A 21,530-nucleotide genomic window follows, 5' to 3' on the forward strand; every position below is an offset into this window, starting at 1 on the left:
TTTTTATTGGACAAACCAAACAGCCGTGACGTTCATATACGCTGGCGGGGAGCCGTATGGTATAGCCTGATCAATAAAGTCCCTATTTCTTCGTGAGAAATTTTCCTCGATAAATACATAAAACCCCAGCACCGAAGTACTGGGGCAAAAACCATGAATTCCCCGCTGACGGGGTGAAATGGCCTGCGACGCGGCAGGCAACTTATCATTAGGTTATGATTCTCTTGGCGATAATATGCAAAGAGAGGAACCATTTAGGCTCCTCTCCGTTGTCAAAACAAACGAATCCACGTTTTTTCACGTGTGAAATGGTCTGTGACGAGACAGACAACTTATTTTGTACTCTAAGTATAGAAAAAACCTAGGGAAATGTCAATACGTCATAAATACGTCGTCAATATTCTTTGGATGCCATTCATCTAGTTTTACCTTTTTGTCCACTTTGTTTAAACGTAATCGTTCGCGTTGAATAGCATCTGATTCCATTTTATTCCCCCCTTTCCCTTCGTTTTATCTTAATTAGGCGAGAAGACTCCCACTTCAACGAAGCGAAGCGGAGTAAGTGGGAGATGAATCGCCTTAACTATATTTTGCTGAAAATAGGATAGATTCAGTAAAATATAGACGGCAGATCATTCATCATTGATGGGCGGAGATTAAAAAGTATAAATCAATGGTTTAACAAAGAAAATGCCAGACTTCAAAGCATAAAAGATAAGCAAAAAATCAAAGGCACCACTCGTAAACAGGATGTCAATGGCGCATTAAACATCTTAAAGAAAAGTAAAGCTGTAGACCTGAGTGTCTTATGCTCTAGCGGCGAAGTGGACACGCCTCAAAGAATAAGGATTGCTTGAAGCAGTCAAACTTCTTTGGAAGCCCCCACTTCAAATTTTCGCTAGAAAATTAAGTGGGGGTAGTTCACACCGCCACGCTCATGATTGTATCACATCTTGTCCTTAAAGTTCGGCCACGCTGCAATATTTTTTTGCGCTATACATTCCCATTATTTTGTCGTTGCAGGATATCTCCCATCACCAATAGAATGGTATTTGTCGAAGGGCATGCGGCGGTGCCGGAAAAGGCGGAAGAAATCAAAGCGAACGCCATCGCCCGGGCGAAAGACTTGGCGCACACGTTTTAACGGGAGAACGGGTATTGCGCGGAAAATGGCCGCAAACTTGGCCTGGGAGCCTCTTCATCCGGAGAGGCTCCTTTTTTATTGGACAAACCAAACGGCCGTGACGTTCATATACGCTGGCGGGGAGCCGTATGGTATAATAAGCCATATAGAATGAAGAGTGGAGGTTCCTCGTTGGTGAAGGAATACGAACGATATCGCCTGGTGCGTCTGCACAGCGCGATGGCCGTGCTGGCGGCCGGAATGTTTGGCTTGCTTCTGTTTGCGGCCGGCCGGTTGCCTGTTTCGCCCGGATTCTATCATTCTATTCATCTTGCTTTAGGGCTTGCCGCCGTTGTCGTCTGTTGGCTTGTCGCCGTGCAAGGATGGTCTGTGTTTCCGCATACGTTGTCAATGGAGCGGCTGATGATGGGGGCGCTGTTTTTCTCCTCAGGCTTGTTGTTTTCGCTGCATGTTGTCTTGTCTTTTGCATCTGATGGTGTGGAAGCGTCCCCTTTTTCGCTCTCGGCCCGATTGACGCTTGCCTGGGGGCTTCTTTTTCTGTTTTCGCGCCGCGATGAGGTGATGGAACGGCAAAGCGGGCAACGCTGGCAGGCGTTTTTGGCCGCGTTTTTGTATACGGCGGCTGTTAGTTTGTTCATCCACATCACGTCCCCGTTTTGGCCGGCGCATGGGACGAGCCGCTGGCCGTTTTGGTGGCGCGCAGGGGAAGGAGCGGTCGGTTTGCTTGATGCAGCGGCGGCCGTGTTCGCATGGCGGCGTTTTCGGCAAGGGAGGGCTCCCGCTTCCCTATACTGGTCTATGGCGCTTCTATTATTTGCCCTCGGCCAATGGCTGCTTATGCTTGGCGGCGGCCATGCGCTATGGGGGCAGCTGTATGAAATGGCCGGATTTTTGTATGTCGTGCGTGCAATGTACGTCGAGACGGTCGAAAAACCGTACGTGGAGCTGAAACAGCACAAACAGCAGCTGGAAATGATGGCGAACGCCCTTGGCGAGGGATTGATGATGTTAAACCGCGACGGCCGGATCGTATGGATGAACCCGGAAGCGGGCCGTTTGCTTGGCCTTGATCCGGAGGAAGCGAAAGGGAAGCCGCTGTTTTCCTTTGTCTCGCTCGCCGGGCCAGACGGCGACAAGTGGGACTGGAAGCGGCTGCGCCGTGTTGTCAAACAGCTGAAAAGCGGCGAGGTGATTCGCGTCGAGGAGGAGCCGTTTCGCCGCCATGACGGCGTGTGCCTGCCGGTCGGCTACACGCTGGCGCCGGTGATGGAAAACGGTGCGCTGACAGGGCTTGTCGCCGTTTTGCGCGACATGACGGAGAAAAAAGAGAAAGAGCGGCTTGAGCGTGAACGCGAACAACTCGACTTTGAACTGTCGCTTGCCGCGAATATGCAGCGGTCGCTTTTGCAGACATCGTCGAAGGCGGATTTGCCTTCGTACGTCGACATCAGCGTCCTCAGCGTCCCTGCTCGAGTGTTGAGCGGCGATTTCTACCACTTTGCCGTCCACCAAACATCCGTCTCAGTCGGCATTGCCGATGTGTCGGGAAAAGGCATTCCAGCCGCGATGCTGATGACATTGATGAAATTTATTTTAGACCGGACCGTTCATTACGGAACGCAGCCGCACGTGTATCTTGACCTGCTGAACCGATTCGCCTACGACTACACCGAGCCGTCGATGTTTGTCACGATGTTTGTCGGCAATTACAACGAAAAGACGCATACGTTCTCGTACGCGTGCGCTGGGCACGAACCGGCGCTTTGGTACCGGGCGAAAACGAAACAATGCGTGCCGCTTCACGCGAAAGGGTGCGCGCTCGGGTTGTTTCCGCAATTTTCGTTTGAGACGAAGTCGGTAGTGCTCGAGCCGGGTGATTTTGTGCTGCTGTACACCGATGGGGTGACCGAAAAACGCGGCGAAGAGGCGGACGATGATTTTTCCGTCCTCGCCTCGATGGTTGCCCGCGTCAATTTGGACCAGCCGGCAGCGCAAATCGTCCGCGATTTGTACGAGCATATCAAGGCGTACCACCAATACGAACAAAAAGACGACCAGACGTTGTTGTTGCTCCGCCGCCGCTGATGCCGCCCTAGCCGGCCGGCGGCGGCGTTTTTGGCTGTTACGACGGGTAGGCAGCGGCCAGCTGCCGTTTCAGCTTTTCGATCGCCCGCTTTTGAATGCGGCTGATTGTCATTTGCGAGACGCCAAGCCGTTCAGCGAGCGACCGTTGCGTCTCGCCGCGGCGGAAGACGGCGTCGATGACGATTTGTTCTTGCTCGCTCAGTTTGCCGATCGCCTGCTCTAAATCCATTCGCTCGATCAGCGACTCGATTTCGTTCGCTTCATCCGCGACGAATTCACCGATCGTCGTCGCATCCTTTTCCCCGTCTTGCACCGGGGCGTCGAGCGAAATCGCCTGGTAATGGTCGCGGCCGGCTAAAATCTCGATCGTCTCTTCCACCGATAAGCCTAAATGGGCGGCAATTTCATCTATGTTCGGCGACCGCTCGAGCTTGACGGTCAGTTCGTCGATGGCTTGCTGCACTTTGCTTCCTTTCTCTTTCACCCGGCGCGGCACTTGGATATACCACGCTTTGTCGCGCAAATAGTTTTTCATATAGCCGATCAAGCTTTTCATCGCATACGATTCAAAGTTTGTTCCTTGGTTCGGGTCGTAATGGTCAAGAAGGCGCAAAAACGACAGCCGGCCGACTTGAAACAAGTCTTCGTAAAAATCAGGGCGGCTGCGCGCCATTTTTTTCGCTGCGGCCGCAATGAGCGGCTCAAAACGCACGAGCAACGCTGTCGCCGCTTCTTCCGTCTTCGTTTGTTGATAGGCGGAAATAAGGGCGTCAAGCTTGCTCTTGGACAGAGGAGGGGGATATACAGTCATGGGCATGCTCTCCTTCGCCGTGAAGGCGGAATTTCGTCAGGCGGACTTCCGTTCCGCCTTTGGTCGTGACGCGGACGTCATCCATGAGCGCTTCCATTAAAAAGAGGCCGAGGCCGCCGACTTTCACATCTTGGAGTGGCTTGCCGGACAGCGACGCCGCCTGTTTGATCGCCCGTTTGTAGTCAAACCCTTTTCCCTCATCTTTAATGACGATGGAAAGCGCATCGGCGCTCATCTTAAAACGGAGGTGAATATCGCCGCTTCTTCCGTTGTAGGCGTGAAGCACGACGTTGTTGCACGCTTCGGAGACGGCGACTTTCATATCTTCGATTTCTTCATAGGAAAATCCCATTTTGGTAGCCAGCCCGTATAACGTCAAACGCACGATGTCAAGAAACTGTGCATCGGCTGGAATCGACAGCTGTACGATCGTTTCGTGCTCTTTCATGATTGGCCTCCGATCCTTTCTGACGCATCGTTCATTTCGGAAAAAAGTAGGATACTCCAGTTAAATCGAACAGACGCCGCACTTTCGTCGGCACGTTTTCAATGGCAAACGGCGCCCCGAGTTGATGCCGCGTTTTTAACAGCGCTACAAACATGCCGATCCCGGTGCTGTCAATATACGTTAAATCTTCGAGACGAAGAACGAGCGGTTTGGACGCATCGCCGGCGAGCGGTTCGACGGTGTGTTGAAATTGCTCGGCTGCCGCCAGGTCCAGTTCGCCTTTTATGTATACAACGTGCCGATCCGGCTGTTCGTCATGAACAAGACGGAATTGTTTCTGATCCATTTCTTTCACCCCACTGTGCGTTTGATGGATATCCCGGTGTTGCGTTGGCGCCGACGGCTTAGCTTGTCCGGCCTTTGGCGTTTACGCTTTCTATACCCATATTTTATACTTGTTGAAACAGGGAATGTCGAATGAAAAGGGGACATGATGATGGAAAGATGGAAACAATGGGCGAAGAGAATAAAAAAGGAGATTTTTGTCCTCTATTCCGCCTGCCGCGACCGGCGTGTTCCGGTTTGGCTGCGGCAGGGGATTGGCGCATTTCCTGTTGGGGAAACAGGTTTCGCTATGGTTGCCTCAATCTGAACATTCACTTCGCTTTGACGCTGGTGTCTTTTGGGCTACAATGATAAAAGGGAAAAAGCCGATGGCAAAGGAGTTGCTCGCAATGCCGATTCTCAAAAACGACTGGGCTCCGCTGCTTGAAGAGGAGTTTCAAAAGCCGTACTACTTAAAGCTGCGCGAGTTTTTAAAAGAGGAGTACCGGACGCGGACGATCTATCCCGATATGCACGATATTTTCAACGCCCTTCATTATACACCGTATGCAAACGTCAAAGTCGTGCTGCTCGGGCAAGATCCGTACCACGGCCCGGGACAGGCGCACGGGCTTAGTTTTTCCGTCAAGCCGGGCGTGCCGGTGCCGCCGTCCTTAGCGAACATTTTTAAAGAGCTGCATGACGACCTTGGCTGCTATATACCAGATAACGGCTATCTCGTCAAATGGGCCGAGCAAGGGGTGCTGTTGTTAAACACCGTGCTGACCGTCCGCCGCGGCCAGGCGAACTCCCATCGCGGCAAAGGGTGGGAATATTTCACCGACCGCGTCATTGAGCTCGTCAACGAAAAAGACGATCCGGTCGTCTTTTTGCTTTGGGGCCGGAACGCGCAAGAGAAAAAAGAACGGATTACGAATCCGCGCCATCTGATTATTGAAGCGCCGCACCCGAGCCCGTTTTCCGCCGCGCGCGGCTTTTTCGGCCATCGCCCGTTTTCGCGGACGAACGCGTTTTTAACCAAGCACGGACGCGAACCGATCGATTGGCAAATCGAGAACATCGGCGCCCGCGCTGAATGAAGAAAGGGGGAAGATATCATGACGATCTCTTTGGCGGCGGTTGTCGCCAAAATGGAAGACGAATTGCGCAAGGCAAAGGCGGCCCATGACCCGCAGCGGATGCGTGAACATGTCGCTGCCATTCGCGTTTTATGCGATTTGATGCTGGAAACGACAGGCCAGCCGCAGCCGTCCGTTCCGTCTGTCTCGACAGAGTCGCTTGCCGTCGGCGGGCCGATTTCGGTTGCTGGCGGGCTTTCGCTTGGGGGTGTTTCCGTCGGAGGACGTTCTCCCGACATTGACGATGAGGCGAACGGGGAGTCGTTGTTGGATTTTTGAGGGGGCAACGAAACACCGTGGAAAACGGTCTTCTCCACGGGGAATGTTGATCAACAGAACTCCGTTGAATCGCTTGCCTTTGTTTGCGCCAAAAAACAAGAAGCGGTTCACCGGCTTGGATGCGGGTCTTGCCGGTGGCGCTCCCGATTGACCGGTTCTGTCGAGTGAAGTGGCTGACATTCATTAGTAATTTGTTGTCGGGGAACATTCCCATTATTATTAATGAATGAGGGAAAACAATCTTTCATTAGAAAGGCGGAACAGCTATGAAAACATTCGTCCTTCTCGGCGCGCTCAATGCGTTTTTAGCCGTCGCATTGGGAGCGTTTGGCGCGCACGGGCTTGAAGGGAAGATTCCGGATCGTTATTTGGAGATTTGGAAAACGGCGGTCCAATATCAGATGTTCCACGCATTAGGGCTGCTTGTTGTCGGATTGCTCGCTGGCAAGGCGCCAAATGTCGGGCTGATCGGTGCGGCGGGCTGGGTGATGTTCGCCGGCATCGTGTTGTTTTCCGGGAGCTTGTACGTATTAAGTGTAACGCAGATTAAGCCGCTTGGCGCGATCACTCCGTTTGGCGGCGTCGCTTTTTTGGTTGCCTGGGTGATGATCGGATATGCGGCGTTAAAATGGTTGTAAACGGAGCGCAGGAGCGGAGCGCTCCGTTTTTTTGCCGCCGTCCCTCTCCGCTCTATAGCGAAAGCCATAGACTCAACGTCAACAACAGTCCAACGGCCCAATGATGGCGGGCGGCCCATTTCATCATCTTTGGCGAGGAGACCCCGACTTCTAAGCGAGAGCGAAAGTCGGGGAGGAATCGCCCTTCCTCCTTTCTTTTGTATATGATAGAATAAGAATGTGGAGAAAACCGTTGAATCAAGGCACTCCAATCCCCGTTACTCGATGTAGGGAGTTGGTTGCAGGAAACGTTGCAACCGTAAAACATCGAGCGTACATCCGTCTGTTGTGCGTGGAAGTCAAGTACTGCCTACAGACATGCCGAGCCACTCGGTAGCGATATAGGCATGACCTATGTCGTTGGGTAGTCGTCAACCTGCCCCTGATGCAACCCCAAGTCAAGGAAGGAGGACGAAGTCCGTTCGCACTTCTGGGGAGTTGCAAGCCCCCGCTTCAAGCGTTAGCTAAGTGGGGGTAGTTGACGCCGCTTCTTTCCTCGGTTCGACTAGCGCCGGGGCGGAAACAGAGACGAAGCCGGATGGCAAGCGGCATCGCGAGCCCTGTGACCGCGGCAAGCAAAGGAACGATATGCCAAACGATCAAAGCAGCAATGGACAAGTAGGCGGAGACGAGAAGAAGCCCGAGAAGGCGCACGGCGTTGTTCCGTCCGAGCCGGATGGCTAATGTGCGGCGAAACGGCCGGTCTTTTTCGATGTCGCGGATGTTGTTTGTCAAAATCATCGAGGCGATCAGCAAGGCGAACGGGATGGACAAGGCAAACAGAGCGGTGTCTGGAACATGCCCTTGTACGGCATAAGCGAGTGCGGTCACGACCGGCCCCATGCAAACGGCGGCGGTCAACTCACCTAAACCGAGCGAGGCGAGCGGACGCGGCCCGGCTGAGTAGGCGATCCCGCAGATGATCGCTGCGGCGCCGATCCACGCGATGGCTGGATCGCTTTGCCACGCCAAGTACGCGCCTAACGCAACCGCGACGGCCAGCATGGCGCCAGCAACGGCAGGGATTGAGCGATGGGCAGGTCCATGGCCATGCCCGTTCGTCCATTTGTCATCGTCTTGGCCGCGCAACCGATCAAAATAGTCATTCAGCATGTTGACGGCTGACTGAATCAGCACAGAGGCGGCTAACATCGCCAGCAGCACCTCGATCCGAACGGCGCCCTTTTTCGCCGCCAGCGCGGTGGCGGCCAGCACAGGGCTGATCGTTCCGCTCCATGTCGGCGGGCGCATTAAGTGAAGCCATGAAAAACGGTAAACCCAATGCCGATCTTCTTCACGATGTTCGTATCGCAATGCGAACCCCTCGTTTCCGTTAGGAGAGTAAAAGCATGCATACGATGAGCACGACAAATCCGGCCGCTTCGACCGACTGAACGGCAATGATCGAGGTCATCGCTTTTTTTAACGGCGCATCGTCACCGCCATTGGCTTGGCGCCAAAGGTCTTCATTGGAAAACACCGTCATCGCCTTGCGGTAGCCGACGAACATCCCCCAAGCGAGCGTTGCGATGCCTGTGAGAAGGGCGGTCAGCCATACACGGCCATAGGCGGTCTGCCATACATCTGCCCAACGGTTGATCGGTCCGGCGGCTGTGCCAAGCCATATGCCAGTGGCGATGACGACGGCACTTGCCGCGGCGAGCGGCCGATGCGACCACTGCATGAGCGAGCGGAAAAATTGCCGGCGCTCAAGAGGCGGCATGAATTGGGAGGCTGGATACACTGCCCAGCCGATGAATGCCACGCCCCCCACCCACATGATCGCCGCGATAAGATGTACCCCCAGCAGGAAATCACGCGACGTCCAAACCATCAGTAGACACCTCTTTTGTGTCATTTACCACCATTATATAAGGCCGTGTAGTAGCAGCTTGTGATGGCCATCACGTCAACCAAAAAAAGAAGGTTGCCATCGGCAACCTTCTTGTCAAAAGACAGTTTTTCCGTTTAGCGTGGAGAATACGTAGCAAGCGGTGTTGCGGCTGTAGCGCCGGCAAACGGATATTCGTAGGCGATTTCTCCTTCAAACGTGACGTAATTGAGGTAAATCATCAGGATCAAATAGCGTGTGCCTGTTTGTGGGTCGCTTAAAATGACATGGTCACGTCCAGCCGCTTCAATGACGCCGCGAAACACCTTGGCATTCCACTCACGGTTGTTTTCAAACGTCGCATAGATAGTGGCGACTTTTCCTTTGTTTAACCGTAAAATGTTTTCAATGTACGATTCTTCAATCGGCAGCATCCCTGGAATCGATGGGCCGGTGGTGGTCGGCATCGGTGTCGGGGCCGTAAACGTCGGCGCCTGCAAACCGAACGTCGGAGCGGCGGCTGTCGCCGGTGTCATCATTGGAGCGGCAGCCGCTTGCGGATAGTAATAATACAGGTATGCCGCCGGATAGTACGGCTGCGGATACGGATAGCCGTATGGATAGGATGCATACGGTTGTTGTCGTTCTTGACCGAACGGCGAATAATAAAATGATTGTTGCTCCTCATCAAGTGGATAAAATTGATTTTCTGGATTGTTCGGCATAAAGAACCCTCCTCAATATTAAGAATAGACACGTGGGCAGTCGGATGGAGTCGGTGCAAAAAAGCAATGCGATTTGTAGCGGCCGACGTTCCACTGGCCAAACCATTGCGGTGGGCACGGTTGACCTTCAGGTGGTTTAAAAAACCAAAGGGCGTTTGTCGCTGGGTGGTAGCGCCAACCGCGGAGCACTTGGCGGGCTAGGCCTATATCCACTTTGCGCGCCTGTTGGTAAAAGTACCCTTTTTGCACCGCCTCAAAGCCGCCCGGGCTTTGAAACACCATTTGCCGGATAGTGCGGATGCCGCGGAAGTCAAGGCAGTCGGCGATGACGCGGTTGACGCCGACGTTGCCGACCATGAGCATCCCAAGCCGCCCGTCTCCTTCCGCTTCGGCTCGCATGAGCCGAGCCAACAACTTCACTTCCTCTTCTGTGTGGGCTACAATGGAGGGAGCGATCTGACCCATATCGTCACCTCAGTCGTTGTGAATTTCGACAGTAATAGGCTATTGATGGAACAGGAAAATGGTGACACACGAATAGAATGTTTCTGAAGAGATTTTCTGTTTTTATGTGTATGGAGCGGTCAGGCCGCATATGACAGAAAAGCGGGATGATTGTCCAAAAAGCAGCGAAAACGAAGCAAAGCCCCGTATCGTTCGGGGCTTTGCTTCATACATGGAGGAAAGAAGGTACCTTTTCCACTGGCAGCCGGGTGCCGACGAAAAATGAACCAAACTCGCCAAAGCGGGCGCTCACTTCATCAAAGCGCATTTCATAGACGAGCTTTTTGAACTGGAGTGCATCATCTGAAAACAAGGTGACGCCCCATTCAAAATCATCCAAGCCGACGGAGCCAGTGATGATTTGCGTCACTTTGCCGGCGTATTTTCGGCCGGTCATGCCGTGGGCGCGCATGAGTTCGCGCCGCTGTTCCATCGACAACATGTACCAGTTGTCGTTGCCTTGGCGCCGCTTGTCCATCGGATAGAAGCAAATGTAGTTCGTTTTCGGCAAAATTGGATACAAACGGCGGCGCACCTCTGGAATTTGGTACGGATCTTCGCTGCCGGACGCCAAGTAGTTGCTCAACTCCACGACCGAAACGTACGAATACGCAGGTAATAAATAGTCGGCGAGTTTCGTTTTGTTAAGCGCTGTTTCGATTTCATGCAGCTCATCCAGCGTCGGCCGCAAAATCATGAACAAAATATCGGCTTTTTGCCCGACGATCGTGTAGACGGCATGGCTTCCTTGCTTCTCGCTTTCCGTCGTCTCCCATTGGTCGACAAGCGCTAAAAACTCACTGATCGCTGCCTCGCGCTCTTTGTTTGGAAGTGTTTTCCACGCGCTCCAGTCGATCGTGCGGAAATCGTGCAAACAATACCAACCGTCCAACGTTTGGGCCGCTTCGCTCATCATCGTCACTCCTTTATTCAATCAATTGTACAGTACCACTATATCATAGTTTGGCCAAAAAAGCGGCTATCAGCGCATCAAAGTGGAAGTAGACTGAATTGTAGCAAAAGTTGAATTATTTGTTGTAAAGGCTTACCTGCGTTGCATTTCTGGCGAGAAGCGGTATGCTTAATAGTGGAAATGGCTTGTGGATGCCGAAATGAGCCGGGCGTGCCTTAACCGGGGCGGGCTGGCCCTAGCATAAGGAGGATTGGATCGTGACAACCGATTTATTTACGGCATTAAAAGCGAAAGTAACCGGTACGGGTCGAAAAATCGTGTTTCCCGAGGGAACCGATGACCGCATCTTAACGGCGGCGAGCCGTTTGGCGACGGAGCAAGTGCTTCAGCCGATCGTCCTTGGCGATGAGCAAGCGATAAGGGTGAAAGCAGCTGCGCTTGGCTTGCCGCTTGAAGGGGTGGAGATTGTCAACCCGCGCCGCTACGGCGGGTTTGATGAGCTAGTTTCGGCGTTTGTGGAGCGGCGCAAAGGGAAAGTGACAGAAGAAACGGCGCGCGAGTTGCTTTTCGATGAAAACTATTTCGGTACGATGCTCGTTTATACGGGAGCGGCCGACGGCCTCGTCAGCGGGGCGGCACATTCGACGGCGGATACGGTCCGACCAGCCTTGCAAATCATTAAAACGAAGCCAGGCGTTGGCAAAACGTCCGGCGTGTTCATCATGGTGCGCGGCGACGAAAAATATGTGTTTGCCGATTGCGCCATCAACATTGCTCCTAACAGTCAAGATTTGGCTGAAATCGCGGTCGAGAGCGCCCGGACGGCCAAAATGTTCGGCCTTAAGCCGCGCGTAGCGCTGTTAAGCTTTTCCACGAAAGGGTCGGCCTCGTCGCCGGAGACGGAAAAAGTCGTTGAGGCGGTGCGGTTGGCGAAAGAAATGGCGCCGGATCTGATCCTTGACGGTGAGTTTCAATTTGACGCCGCGTTTGTGCCAGAGGTGGCGAAAAAGAAAGCGCCGGACTCGGTCATTCAAGGGGACGCAAATGTCTTTATTTTCCCGAGCCTTGAGGCGGGCAACATCGGCTACAAAATCGCCCAGCGCCTTGGCGGCTTTGAAGCGGTCGGCCCGATTTTGCAAGGGCTGAACAAGCCGGTCAACGACCTATCGCGCGGCTGCAGCGCCGAAGACGCCTACAAGCTCGCGCTCATCACCGCGGCGCAGTCGCTTGGGGAGTAAAGAGGCGGCGAACTGAGCAAGAGGAGTCGGAACCGGTTCGTTTTGCCAAAGAATGGGCGATCTCTTGTTTCAGGCATGGATTCGTGTCAAAGAAGGCGGCTGGCTGCTGTTTAGCCGCTTTCTTTTTTAACAACCCATACGCCGCAAGTCCCCCGCCTCTAAGCGAAGCGTAGGCGGGGGATACGCGGCGTCCTTTTTTTACTTTTGATCAAAAAAAGTAAAAAAATGGGAGAATCGATGAAAAAAGAATATAGATTTTCGATTATTCATATTTTATATTATAAGTAAGGAGGTGAAAGGATGTATCGAACGGTCAAAATACCTTTTCAAACATCAAAAAAAGATATCGATCGATTATTCGAATGCAACCGAATATCGGCTCAAATTTGGAATGACTGTTTAGTCATTGCCAAAAACTATGCATTAAAGAATAATGGAAAATGGATCAACCAAACCGAACTTCAAAAACAAACGAAGGGCAAATACCCGATCCATAGCCAAAGCATTCAAGCCGTATGCCATAAATATTTGAACGCCAGAGACAGCGCCAAAAAAGCCAAACAAAAAGGGCTAGATAACAAATATCCGTACAAACAGAAAAAATATTTCAACACGAAATGGGCAAATAACGGATTTATCATTCACCCAAATGGGACCATTGAACTGAAAATGGGTCGCTGGGAAAGAAAAAACCAACCTCCTATTGTAGTGAAAATCGATAAAGAACAAATTCCAAACGGCACTGTCAAAGAAATCGAACTCATTTTTGATGCGAAACATTGGAAACTCATGCTTTGCCTCAGTTATGAAAACGGTGAACAACCAACTACTAAAAAAGAAGGAACTATCGCTGCCGGTGATCCTGGCGAAATTCACGCCATTAGTGCCGTCAGCGAAAACGGAAGCAGCATCATCATCACCGGTAGAAAAATAAGAAGCATTCATCGCCTTCGAAATAAAAAAATAGCAGAACTGCAAAAAAAGATGTCCAAATGTAAAAAAGGTTCGCGTAAATGGAAAAAATATAACCGCGCGAAGCAATATATTTTATCGAAAAGCGAAGCGCAATTAAAAGACTGCTTGCATAAAACGACCAAACAATTGGTCGATTGGTGTTTGGAACAAAACGTCAAACATTTCATGATAGGCGATGTCGAAGGCGTCCAGCGCAACAAAAAGAAAAAGCGATCCAAATTGGTGAACCAAAAATTATCGAACTGGTGTTTTGGCAAACTCTACGACTATTTGAAATACAAACTAGAAGCTAAAGGCATCACTTTTGAAAAAGTGGATGAATCGTATACCACGCAAACATGTCCTGTTTGCGGGAAGAAGAAAAAACCTTCTTCTAGAAATTTTATTTGTGCTTGTGGTTATTCTCAGCATCGGGATGTCCATTCGGCATGCAATATTCTTACAAAACACTTATATGGAGAATTCCGACCGATGAAAATAACGAACCACAAGTATCTACGGATCGCGTAAGCGAGAAGTAGTAGATGGTGAGTTCCCACCCTTCATGCTTTGGCATGATGTTGCTTGCTATTTCTTTCTGTTGTGTTTCCGTGCTTGGTCACGAGATACACGGGAAACCCGGTGTATCGTGAAACACCCGGAAAGAAAAAGGCAAGAAACCCCCACTTCAACGCCTACAGGCGTAAGTGGGGGAGGTTCATTGGCCGTAATCGTTCCAGTTTGATGTGGTATAATGAGAGCGGAACGTTCAACGTAAGGGGTTTGTTGCGATGAGCCATGAATTGCTGCGGCAGCCGAAATGGCGGGTCATCGACCAGTCGCATTTCGGTCCGCTGTTTGATGCGAAACAATCGTTTGCCATCGATGATGCATTATGCACCGCGGTTGGTGCGGGACAGTCGGATGCGGTCGTCCGCACGTGGGTGCATGAGAATACCGTCGTCTTAGGCGCCGCTGATACGAAGCTTCCGTACATCGATGAGGCCATTTCGTTTTTGCGCCAGGAAGGGTATCGCGTCGTCGTCCGTAATTCCGGCGGGTTGGCCGTTGTCCTTGACAGCGGGGTGTTGAATATTTCGCTCATTTTTCCGGAAACGAAAAACACGATTGCCATCGAGCAAGGGTATGAGGCGATGTATGCGCTCATGGCCGCCATGCTTGCCTCATACGGCGCCCGCGTTGAGGCGGGGGAAATCGTCGGTTCGTATTGCCCGGGGAACTATGACTTGAGCATTGGCGGCAAAAAGTTTGCCGGCATTTCGCAACGGCGCGTGCGCGGCGGCGTTGCCGTGCAAATCTACCTTTGCGTCAACGGGAGCGGAGCCGCGCGGGCTGAGCTTATTCGCTGTTTTTATGAGCTCGGCCGCCAAGGAGAGAAAACGAAATTCGCCTACCCCGATGTTGTCCCAACTGTCATGGCGTCGCTGTCTGAGCTTCTCGGCTGCGAGTTGTCGATCGATGAGCTGCTTGTCACCCTTTGGCGCACGCTGCAGTCGTTTGGCGGCGAGCTATATTCGTCTGCCCTCGAGAACGGCGAATGGAATTGGTATGAGCAGTATTGGGCGCGCATCGTCGAGCGGAATGAAACGGCGCTCAAGGGCGAGCTCCTAGCAGGAGAATAAGGGGGCGGTCCGCCCAGAAGCAAGAGCCTGCGTTCATCGCCTGACGCCGCCGGCAGGCAAAAAGGATGCTCCGTGTCTCGGCCGCACCGGAGAGAGTGCGATCAAGGCGCAGCCATGGACAGGGCATCCTTATTTTATTTACTCCGCGATTTTTTCCAAGTTGCCGTTCGGGTCCATGCGGAAGGTCAGTCCCCGCTCTTCTTCCTCTTTTAACACCATTTTGCGCGCTCGGTTGATGATTTTCACGAGCGTCTCAAAATCTTCTTGGACGGTCGACGAATTTTCTTCTAATTTCGCAACCTTTTCTTCAAGTTCTTTATTTTTTTGCTTTAATTCTTCAATTTCGCGGCGCAGCCGCTCGTTTTCTTTGATCAGCGTCTCCCGTTTCCGTTCATGGGATTGGAACGTTTTCAAAAAAGCGATCACTTGATCCAGCGTCACTTGTTGCGGCGGGGAGGATGGGATGACGGCAGGCAGCTGCATCACCTCTCCCAGCTCCTCAAGTGAGGGCATCGGGGGCTCGTACAGACGCCGCTTTTTCGCGCCGCCTTGTTTGGCCAGCAGCCGCAGCCGCTCTTTTCGCTGCTTTTTCGCCAGCTGCAGCGCTTCTTCGTACTGATGGCGGACGACGGCATTCCAGCGAAAGCCACAGGCGGCCGATGTCCGATTTAGCTTGTCGCCGACTTCTTCAAACGCGTTCAGCTGGGTGCTCCCTTCACGCACATGGCGCAATACGGTCTCTGCCAACAATAAATCGTCTTCTTCCGTCCAAGCGTCTTGCCGTTGTTTCACTGTTCTCCACTCCTTTTTCCCATGCTAGTAAAAGGGTGGACCAAAAGGAAAAAAATTATACGTTGCAAGTTTATGGGATTGGCAAATTACAAGGGTGAAAGCAGTGTGAGTAAAATATTTGTGGGTGACATTCCGAAATGATCCCCGACGAGGGTTGCGAACTTTTGTTCGCGACGCTCGTCGGGGCCACCAAGCGAAGCGCGGTAGAAAAAAGCAAATGTCATGCAAAAAGGACTCTCTCCCTGCTATGATGGTGATTGTCAACATCAACCGAAAACAGGAGGGAAAGAGTCCATGAAACATCTTACCACAGAATGGCCTTTATTAAAAGAGCTGGAGGAACAATTAGTCAGAACTCTTCAAAAGGTGTTCGCTGTCTTGTTGGCGGCCCTTTTGGAGGAGATTGATCAACAACTGGCGGAAGCGCGGGACAAGCGCCGGTATCAGCTGAAAGACAAACGGCCGACTACGATCCAAACGCTGTTTGGAGAAGTGACGTTTCGACGGAACTACTACTATGACCGGCAAACGGGGAACTATACCTTCTTGCTGGATGCCGAATTAGGCTTTGATGGGGCCCGATCGATCAGTCCTTGCCTCGAGGAAACGGCGGTCGAGTTGGCCGTAGAGTGCTCTTCCTACCGCAAAGCGGCCCGTACGTTGGAGTCGATCGTGGGGTATGCGGTCATGAGCCACGAGGCGATTCGCCAACTGGTGCTGGAGGCCCCTGTCTCGCTGCACCGCCCTGTTTCCCAACGGCACGGCCGGGTGCTGTTTGTGGAGGCGGATGGACTGTTTATTTCCCGCCAGGGGAAAGGGAAACGGGCGAAAGAAGAGAAAATCCTGGCGGTTCACGAGGGATGGAAACGAAACGGTTCGCAGCTCGAGTTCGTGAACCGGCGCCACTACCTCCATGAAGGGGAGGGAGACGTGTGGGAACGGTTTGAGGAGTGGCTGATGAACGAATATGCCTATGATCCGTGCCGGGACCTGTTGATCATCAACGGCGACGCGGCGTCGTGGATCACGGCCTGCCGGGAGTATTTTGGGAAGCGGGCGTGCTTTCAGCTGGATCGATTTCATGTGGCGCGGGAGCTGCGTCAGTGTCTGTCCGGCCATCCGCGTTGGCAGGAGGTGCGGAAGAAGCTGGCGAAACAAGACGAAGAGGGGCTTCTCGTGGAGCTGAACAGCGCGGTCGGCACGTTGGAGGACGAAGCGAAAGAGAAGCAGATGGCTGCCATGATCCGCCGGATCGAGTCGATGCCGGGATGCATCCGGGACTATCGGGAGTGGCTGTCGGAGCAAGGGGTGGAGACGACCGGCATGCGTCCGATGGGCCACGCCGAGAGCGTGATGAGCCGGTTTGCGCATCGGGTGAAATCCCGCCGCAGCTGGAAAGACCAAGGGCTTCGGGCGTTTCTGAGGGCGATGGCAGCCCGAATCGACGGGATTTGGCGGAGAAATGGGCAGTTGGTGGAGGAAGAAGAGACCCGAACGGCAGCCTCGGCCTCGACGAAGTCCAAGCGGGTTGAACAGGCCAAACGGAAGGCAGGACGGTTGTGGGCAGATGTGGTGCGTCAGAATCTACCGTGTCTGCAGCGGTCATCCGGGACGCCGATCCATCAAGCGTTGTCGGCGCTCCGGGATGGTGGTTGGATGTAAAAAAATGGAATATCGTATCATCGCCTCAAGATGAGGGATGAGAGTCCGAAAGCGCTTACGAATGAATTCCTGAAAATGGTTCGCTAACTAGTGATTGGCAACACCCGTAGTGAACCGAAAAAATGTTCTCCACAAAGTCTTGACTGACTCGTGAAAGCATGCCAACTTGCAATTTTCTCACGAAAGCGGTAGAATACACAAAGCAAACGCTGCGGAAAGGGATGACGAGTGATGGCGAATGAGTTTCGCGTTTGCGACGACTGCAAGGCGCCGAATTTAAAAACATTGATTCCGCGCCTCAAAAAGCTGGATCCGGATGCGGTCATCAAAATCGGCTGCCAGTCGTATTGCGGCCCAGGGCGGAAAAAGACGTTTGCTTTCGTCAACAACCGTCCGGTGGCGGCGCTGACGGAAGACGAACTGATTGATAAAATTGCTGAAAGGTTGAAAAAGCGATAACCGATCACCTTCTTTGCCGAAAGAAGGTGATTTTTTGTTTTTTCCGTCAATAATGGAGAAAGACGGAGAAAAAAGTCAACTATTTCTTTGCCAAAAGAAACGGCGTATAATAGACGTATGTTGGAGACGGAAGAGGAGGACGCGATGTATTCCGGCGGGCAGCTTGACGAAGAAAAAGTGTTTAAAGATCCAGTGCACCGATACATACATGTTCGCGACAAAGTGATTTGGGATTTGATCGGCACAAAAGAATTTCAGCGCCTGCGCCGCATCAAGCAGCTCGGCACGACATATTTGACGTTTCACGGCGCCGAGCACAGCCGGTTTAACCATTCGCTCGGCGTTTACGAAATTATCCGCCGCATCATTGACGACGTGTTTGTTGGCCGCGATCATTGGGATCATAGCGAGCGCCTTCTTTGCCTATGCGCGGCGCTCTTGCACGATTTAGGGCACGGCCCGTTTTCCCATTCATTTGAAAAGGTGTTTCGCCTCGACCACGAAGATTTTACACAGGCCATCATTTTAGGCGATACGGAAGTGAACGCCGTCCTGCGCGCGGTTGATGGCAATTTTCCGCAAAAAGTGGCGGAAGTGATTGCCAAGACGTACCCGAATAAGCTCGTCGTCAGTCTCATCTCGAGCCAAATTGACGCCGATCGGATGGACTATTTGCTGCGCGATGCGTACTACACCGGCGTCAGTTACGGCTATTTTGACATGGAGCGCATTTTGCGCGTCATGCGCCCGCGCGAAGACCAAGTCGTCATCAAACGAAGCGGCATGCATGCGGTCGAGGATTACATTATGAGCCGCTACCAAATGTATTGGCAAGTGTATTTCCATCCTGTGACGCGCAGTGCGGAAGTCATTTTGACGAAAATTTTGCATCGGGCGAAAAAGCTGTACGAGGACGGGTATACGTTTGCGACGAAGCCAACCCATTTTTTATCGTTTTTTGCCGGCCATGTAACGCTCGGCGACTATTTGGCGCTCGATGAAGCGATCATCCTGTTTTACTTCCAGCAATGGCAATATGAGCGAGATCCGATTTTAAGCGATTTGTGCCGGCGGTTTGTCCACCGCCGCCTGTTCAAATATACGGAGTTCCATCCGACGAACGAGCAAATGGCGAAGCTGATCGAGCTGACCGGCTTGTTCAAAAAGGCCGGGATCGATCCAGACTATTATTTGGTCGTCGATTCATCGTCCGACTTGCCGTACGATTTTTACCGGCCGGGCGAGGAAGGCGAGCGCCTGCCGATTTATTTGTTGATGCCAAACGGGGAGCTGCGCGAGCTGTCGCGCGAATCGGTGTTGGTTGACGCCATTTCCGGCAAGCGGCGCACCGACCATAAGCTCTATTTCCCCGCTGATTTCCTGGAAGACTTGTCGACGAAGCGGACAGTGAAGAAAAAGATTATGGAAATTTTAAAGGGTTAGGAGATGACGGAGAGTGCTCACAGAGCATGCGAAAGTAATGAAGGCGTTGGCGGCCGCCGGGGAAATTGTCGGCCGCAAAAAGCTGCAAAAAATGATTTACATCGCCAAAAAGCTCGACTTTCCGTTTTATGAGAAGTTCGACTTCCACTTTTACGGCCCGTATTCGGAAGAGTTGACGTGCCGCATCGAAGAGCTGTGCGCGCTCGGCTTTTTGCATGAAGTGAAAGAGAAAAAGAGCGGCTATGTGCAATACCGCTATACACTGACCGAAGCGGGCGAACAGTTTTTGCGCCATTACGACTGGGAGATGCCGGGCCTTGCCGAATGCATGCAGGCGATGAACGGACAAAACGCACGCTTTTTGGAGCTTGTTTCCACGGTGCTCTATTTTGAACATTTGTCAAAAGATGAGGTAAAAGAGAAAATCGCTGTCGTAAAAAGCAAGCAGCGCTATACGGAGGACGAGATCGAAGAGGCGTATGCGTATATTGAGGCGCTGCGGAGCCGTTGCAACAAGGGCGCTTGTGTGTAGGGAAGGTCAACTACCCACCACTTAAAGCCTAACGGCTTTTGAAGTGGGGGCTTGGCAAGCCCTAGTTGACTACCCTCAGCCATTCAATGGCTACGTTGGAAGGGTCATGACACTTACGGATGCTCCTCCAGTCCGTAACCCTGTCGCAGAAGGTTAAAAGCTCTGATGGGTAGGAGCGGTGCTGTCTGCCGAACAAGCCCTTCCAACATTGGGGAGGAGGAACTCACTCCTGAAAGGAGGGGGCTGACCCAAAACGCGAATGCGTTTTGGGATCAGCCCCCACTTTTTTGCCTCAAATATAGAAGAATCGCCCTTTTTTCTGGTAGAATAGAGTCACCAAAACCACTACCACCGAAAGAAGGGCGATTCTTTTATGAAACATGATCATATTTCCTTTAAAGAGTATACCATGGACAACCTCTCTTTGCCAAGCAACATCGCCGATCTCATTCCACGGGATAACATGGCCCACGTGGTTCATGAGATGGTTGAACGCATCCCGATGGAGACGTTTCTTGCTTACTACAAAGGAGGGGGCGCCTCCGCCTATCATCCGAAAATGATGACCAAAATTCTCCTTTACGCTTACACCCAAAAAATGTATCATGGCCGTGAGATTGCACGGCAGCTCGAAGTCCACCTTCCCCTCATGTGGCTAAGTGGATTTCAAAAGCCGGACTTCCGTTCCATCAATCGGTTTCGTTCGGAGCGGATGAAAGACCTGATTGACGACCTGTTCCGGGAAATGATCACGCTGCTCGTGGCCGACGGCTATGTCAAGATGGAAGATTATTTTGTGGATGGAACGAAAATTGAAGCGAATGCCAACCGGTACACCTTCGTTTGGCGCAAATCGGCTGAGAAGTACCAGGAGAAACTCCAAGCCAATGTCGATCGGCTGATTGCCCAGATCGAGGTGATCGTGGAAGAAGAAAAGGCGGAAGACATCGACCCTTCGCCGGCCTTTACGTCAGAAGAAATCCGAAAGAAAACCGAGGAGTGGGAAAAACGGTTGGAGGCCGAGCCGGACAACCAACCGTTGAAGAAGGCCATCAAGAAGATGAAGGAGGACTACTTGCCCCGCAGTGAAAAGTATGAACACCAACTCCATGTATGCGGGGATCGCAACAGCTATTCCAAGACCGATGTGGATGCCACCTTCATGCGGTTGAAGGAGGATCACATGCGAAACGGCCAGCTCAAGCCGGCCTATAACGTACAGGTGGGTTCTTCCGGCCAATTTATTTTGGGGTATTCCCTTCATCAGAGGCCGGGCGACACTCGTTGTCTTCTCCCGCATTTGGAGACCGTTCGAGAGAAGTACGGCGTGGAACCCGAACGTTTGATCGCTGACGCGGCTTATGGCTCGGAAGAGAACTACGTGAAGCTGGAAGAGAAGCACATATCGGCCTTGATCAAGTACCATACGTATGAGAAGGAGAACACGCGCAAGGTCAAGAAAAATCCGCATCATCAGCAGAATTGGACCTATGTGGAAGAAGAAGACGTTTGGATTTGCGCCAATGGGAAAAAGCTGGTTCGCACCGGAACTTCGAAACAGACCACGGAATCAGGATACACCTCGGTCACCCGACACTACCAATGCCATGAATGCGAAGGATGTCCGTTCCGTTCGGCCTGCACGACTTCCAAGTATGGACGAACCACGCAATGGAACCCCGTCTATCATGAACAAAAACAGAAAGCCCGCGAACGGTTGGAGAGTGAAGAAGGGCAAGCCCGATACCGCCAACGCCAAACCGACATTGAGAGTGTATTTGGGCAAATCAAACAAAATCGCGGGTTTCGTCGCTTTGTCCTGCGAGGCCTCCAAAAAGTTTCCATCGAATGGGGGCTGGTTTGTGCTGCCCACAATCTTCTCAAAAAAGCCGCTAGGGACAAGCAATTGTCCTTGGTGGCGTAAATG

Annotated in this window: 22 protein-coding genes and 2 pseudogenes; 15 read left to right on the forward strand and 9 right to left on the reverse strand. The window is 52.2% G+C overall.

Annotated elements, in window-relative coordinates; genetic code table 11:
* Positions 1-623: 623 nt before the first annotated feature.
* The 3 genes and pseudogenes from NSS88_RS08955 to NSS88_RS08965 all read left to right on the forward strand — a co-directional run.
* Positions 624-857 (forward strand): annotated as a pseudogene (locus NSS88_RS08955) (transposase); the annotation flags it as partial.
* Between the two features lie 191 nt (positions 858-1,048).
* A pseudogene (locus NSS88_RS08960) lies at positions 1,049-1,144 on the forward strand (FMN-dependent NADH-azoreductase); the annotation flags it as partial.
* Positions 1,145-1,318: 174 nt separating this feature from the next.
* Complete coding sequence (locus tag NSS88_RS08965) at positions 1,319-3,229, forward strand: SpoIIE family protein phosphatase (protein ID WP_341085372.1); 1,911 nt, start codon at positions 1,319-1,321, stop codon at positions 3,227-3,229.
* 37 nt (positions 3,230-3,266) lie between these two features.
* Here the strand turns inward: NSS88_RS08965 and NSS88_RS08970 are convergent, their stop codons facing one another.
* Genes NSS88_RS08970 through NSS88_RS08980 form a run of 3 tightly spaced genes read right to left on the reverse strand, consistent with a single transcriptional unit; the run spans position 3,267 to position 4,834 of the window.
* Positions 3,267-4,040, reverse strand: a complete 774-nt coding sequence (locus tag NSS88_RS08970) for a sigma-70 family RNA polymerase sigma factor (RefSeq protein ID WP_033011024.1) — start codon at positions 4,038-4,040, stop codon at positions 3,267-3,269.
* Positions 4,000-4,488 carry an anti-sigma B factor RsbW gene (gene rsbW, locus NSS88_RS08975; protein ID WP_033015409.1) on the reverse strand — a complete coding sequence of 163 codons (489 nt, stop codon included), beginning with the start codon at positions 4,486-4,488 and terminating at the stop codon, positions 4,000-4,002. Before rsbW ends, NSS88_RS08970 begins: the two co-directional genes overlap by 41 nt.
* Positions 4,489-4,519: 31 nt before the next feature.
* Positions 4,520-4,834 (reverse strand): STAS domain-containing protein, encoded by a 315-nt coding sequence (locus NSS88_RS08980; RefSeq protein ID WP_235468592.1) that lies wholly within the window; start codon positions 4,832-4,834, stop codon positions 4,520-4,522.
* 150 nt (positions 4,835-4,984) lie between these two features.
* Here NSS88_RS08980 and NSS88_RS08985 point away from each other — a divergent pair, with 150 nt between their 5' ends.
* The 4 genes from NSS88_RS08985 (at position 4,985) to NSS88_RS09000 (ending at position 6,868) form a co-directional block, all read left to right on the forward strand.
* A complete protein-coding gene (locus tag NSS88_RS08985) occupies positions 4,985-5,140 on the forward strand; it encodes a hypothetical protein (RefSeq protein ID WP_158225554.1) in 156 nt (51 codons plus the stop codon).
* A gap of 82 nt (positions 5,141-5,222) precedes the next feature.
* Positions 5,223-5,912 carry a uracil-DNA glycosylase gene (locus NSS88_RS08990; protein WP_011232888.1) on the forward strand — a complete coding sequence of 230 codons (690 nt, stop codon included), beginning with the start codon at positions 5,223-5,225 and terminating at the stop codon, positions 5,910-5,912.
* Positions 5,913-5,930: 18 nt separating this feature from the next.
* Positions 5,931-6,230 carry a YwdI family protein gene (locus NSS88_RS08995; protein WP_011232887.1) on the forward strand — a complete coding sequence of 100 codons (300 nt, stop codon included), beginning with the start codon at positions 5,931-5,933 and terminating at the stop codon, positions 6,228-6,230.
* Positions 6,231-6,496: 266 nt separating this feature from the next.
* Entirely contained in the window at positions 6,497-6,868 is a 372-nt protein-coding gene (locus tag NSS88_RS09000) for a DUF423 domain-containing protein (RefSeq protein ID WP_015376087.1), read from the forward strand.
* A 492-nt stretch (positions 6,869-7,360) separates the two neighbouring features.
* Here the strand turns inward: NSS88_RS09000 and menA are convergent, their stop codons facing one another.
* The 5 genes from menA to hemQ form a co-directional block, all read right to left on the reverse strand.
* Positions 7,361-8,221: a 1,4-dihydroxy-2-naphthoate octaprenyltransferase gene (gene menA, locus NSS88_RS09005; RefSeq protein WP_341084083.1), complete on the reverse strand. Its 861-nt coding sequence runs from the start codon at positions 8,219-8,221 to the stop codon at positions 7,361-7,363.
* A gap of 19 nt (positions 8,222-8,240) precedes the next feature.
* On the reverse strand, positions 8,241-8,741 hold the full coding sequence (locus NSS88_RS09010; RefSeq protein ID WP_014196991.1) for a hypothetical protein: 501 nt from the start codon (positions 8,739-8,741) through the stop codon (positions 8,241-8,243).
* Positions 8,742-8,875: 134 nt separating this feature from the next.
* Positions 8,876-9,463: a spore coat protein GerQ gene (gene gerQ, locus NSS88_RS09015; protein ID WP_341084090.1), complete on the reverse strand. Its 588-nt coding sequence runs from the start codon at positions 9,461-9,463 to the stop codon at positions 8,876-8,878.
* A gap of 18 nt (positions 9,464-9,481) precedes the next feature.
* Complete coding sequence (locus NSS88_RS09020) at positions 9,482-9,928, reverse strand: cell wall hydrolase (RefSeq protein WP_033015418.1); 447 nt, start codon at positions 9,926-9,928, stop codon at positions 9,482-9,484.
* Between the two features lie 205 nt (positions 9,929-10,133).
* On the reverse strand, positions 10,134-10,880 hold the full coding sequence (hemQ, locus tag NSS88_RS09025; protein WP_055359060.1) for a hydrogen peroxide-dependent heme synthase: 747 nt from the start codon (positions 10,878-10,880) through the stop codon (positions 10,134-10,136).
* 257 nt (positions 10,881-11,137) lie between these two features.
* Between hemQ and pta the strand changes: the two genes are divergently transcribed.
* The 3 genes from pta to NSS88_RS09040 all read left to right on the forward strand — a co-directional run bounded on the left by pta (position 11,138) and on the right by NSS88_RS09040 (position 14,715).
* Positions 11,138-12,118, forward strand: a complete 981-nt coding sequence (gene pta, locus NSS88_RS09030) for a phosphate acetyltransferase (protein WP_055359061.1) — start codon at positions 11,138-11,140, stop codon at positions 12,116-12,118.
* A gap of 300 nt (positions 12,119-12,418) precedes the next feature.
* The gene (locus NSS88_RS09035; RefSeq protein WP_033017188.1) at positions 12,419-13,603 is read left to right on the forward strand and encodes an RNA-guided endonuclease InsQ/TnpB family protein; all 1,185 of its coding nucleotides are present in this window, start codon (positions 12,419-12,421) and stop codon (positions 13,601-13,603) included.
* A 260-nt stretch (positions 13,604-13,863) separates the two neighbouring features.
* Positions 13,864-14,715 (forward strand): lipoate--protein ligase family protein, encoded by an 852-nt coding sequence (locus tag NSS88_RS09040; protein ID WP_049624634.1) that lies wholly within the window; start codon positions 13,864-13,866, stop codon positions 14,713-14,715.
* Between the two features lie 138 nt (positions 14,716-14,853).
* Here the strand turns inward: NSS88_RS09040 and NSS88_RS09045 are convergent, their stop codons facing one another.
* Entirely contained in the window at positions 14,854-15,507 is a 654-nt protein-coding gene (locus tag NSS88_RS09045) for an RsfA family transcriptional regulator (protein WP_015376083.1), read from the reverse strand.
* A 294-nt stretch (positions 15,508-15,801) separates the two neighbouring features.
* On the opposite strand from NSS88_RS09045, the gene NSS88_RS09050 reads away from it, so the two are divergent.
* The 5 genes from NSS88_RS09050 (at position 15,802) to NSS88_RS09070 (ending at position 21,527) form a co-directional block, all read left to right on the forward strand.
* On the forward strand, positions 15,802-17,169 hold the full coding sequence (locus NSS88_RS09050) for an ISLre2-like element ISGsp3 family transposase (protein WP_341082672.1): 1,368 nt from the start codon (positions 15,802-15,804) through the stop codon (positions 17,167-17,169).
* A 231-nt stretch (positions 17,170-17,400) separates the two neighbouring features.
* Positions 17,401-17,628 carry a DUF1450 domain-containing protein gene (locus tag NSS88_RS09055; RefSeq protein ID WP_011232879.1) on the forward strand — a complete coding sequence of 76 codons (228 nt, stop codon included), beginning with the start codon at positions 17,401-17,403 and terminating at the stop codon, positions 17,626-17,628.
* Positions 17,629-17,772: 144 nt separating this feature from the next.
* Positions 17,773-19,071: an HD domain-containing protein gene (locus NSS88_RS09060; protein WP_049624635.1), complete on the forward strand. Its 1,299-nt coding sequence runs from the start codon at positions 17,773-17,775 to the stop codon at positions 19,069-19,071.
* A gap of 13 nt (positions 19,072-19,084) precedes the next feature.
* A complete protein-coding gene (locus NSS88_RS09065) occupies positions 19,085-19,603 on the forward strand; it encodes a YwgA family protein (protein WP_033015432.1) in 519 nt (172 codons plus the stop codon).
* Between the two features lie 373 nt (positions 19,604-19,976).
* Complete coding sequence (locus NSS88_RS09070) at positions 19,977-21,527, forward strand: IS1182 family transposase (RefSeq protein ID WP_201027872.1); 1,551 nt, start codon at positions 19,977-19,979, stop codon at positions 21,525-21,527.
* Positions 21,528-21,530: the final 3 nt, after the last annotated feature.

This window comes from Geobacillus sp. FSL W8-1251 (assembly GCF_038005945.1).
Lineage (GTDB): Bacteria > Bacillota > Bacilli > Bacillales > Anoxybacillaceae > Geobacillus > Geobacillus stearothermophilus.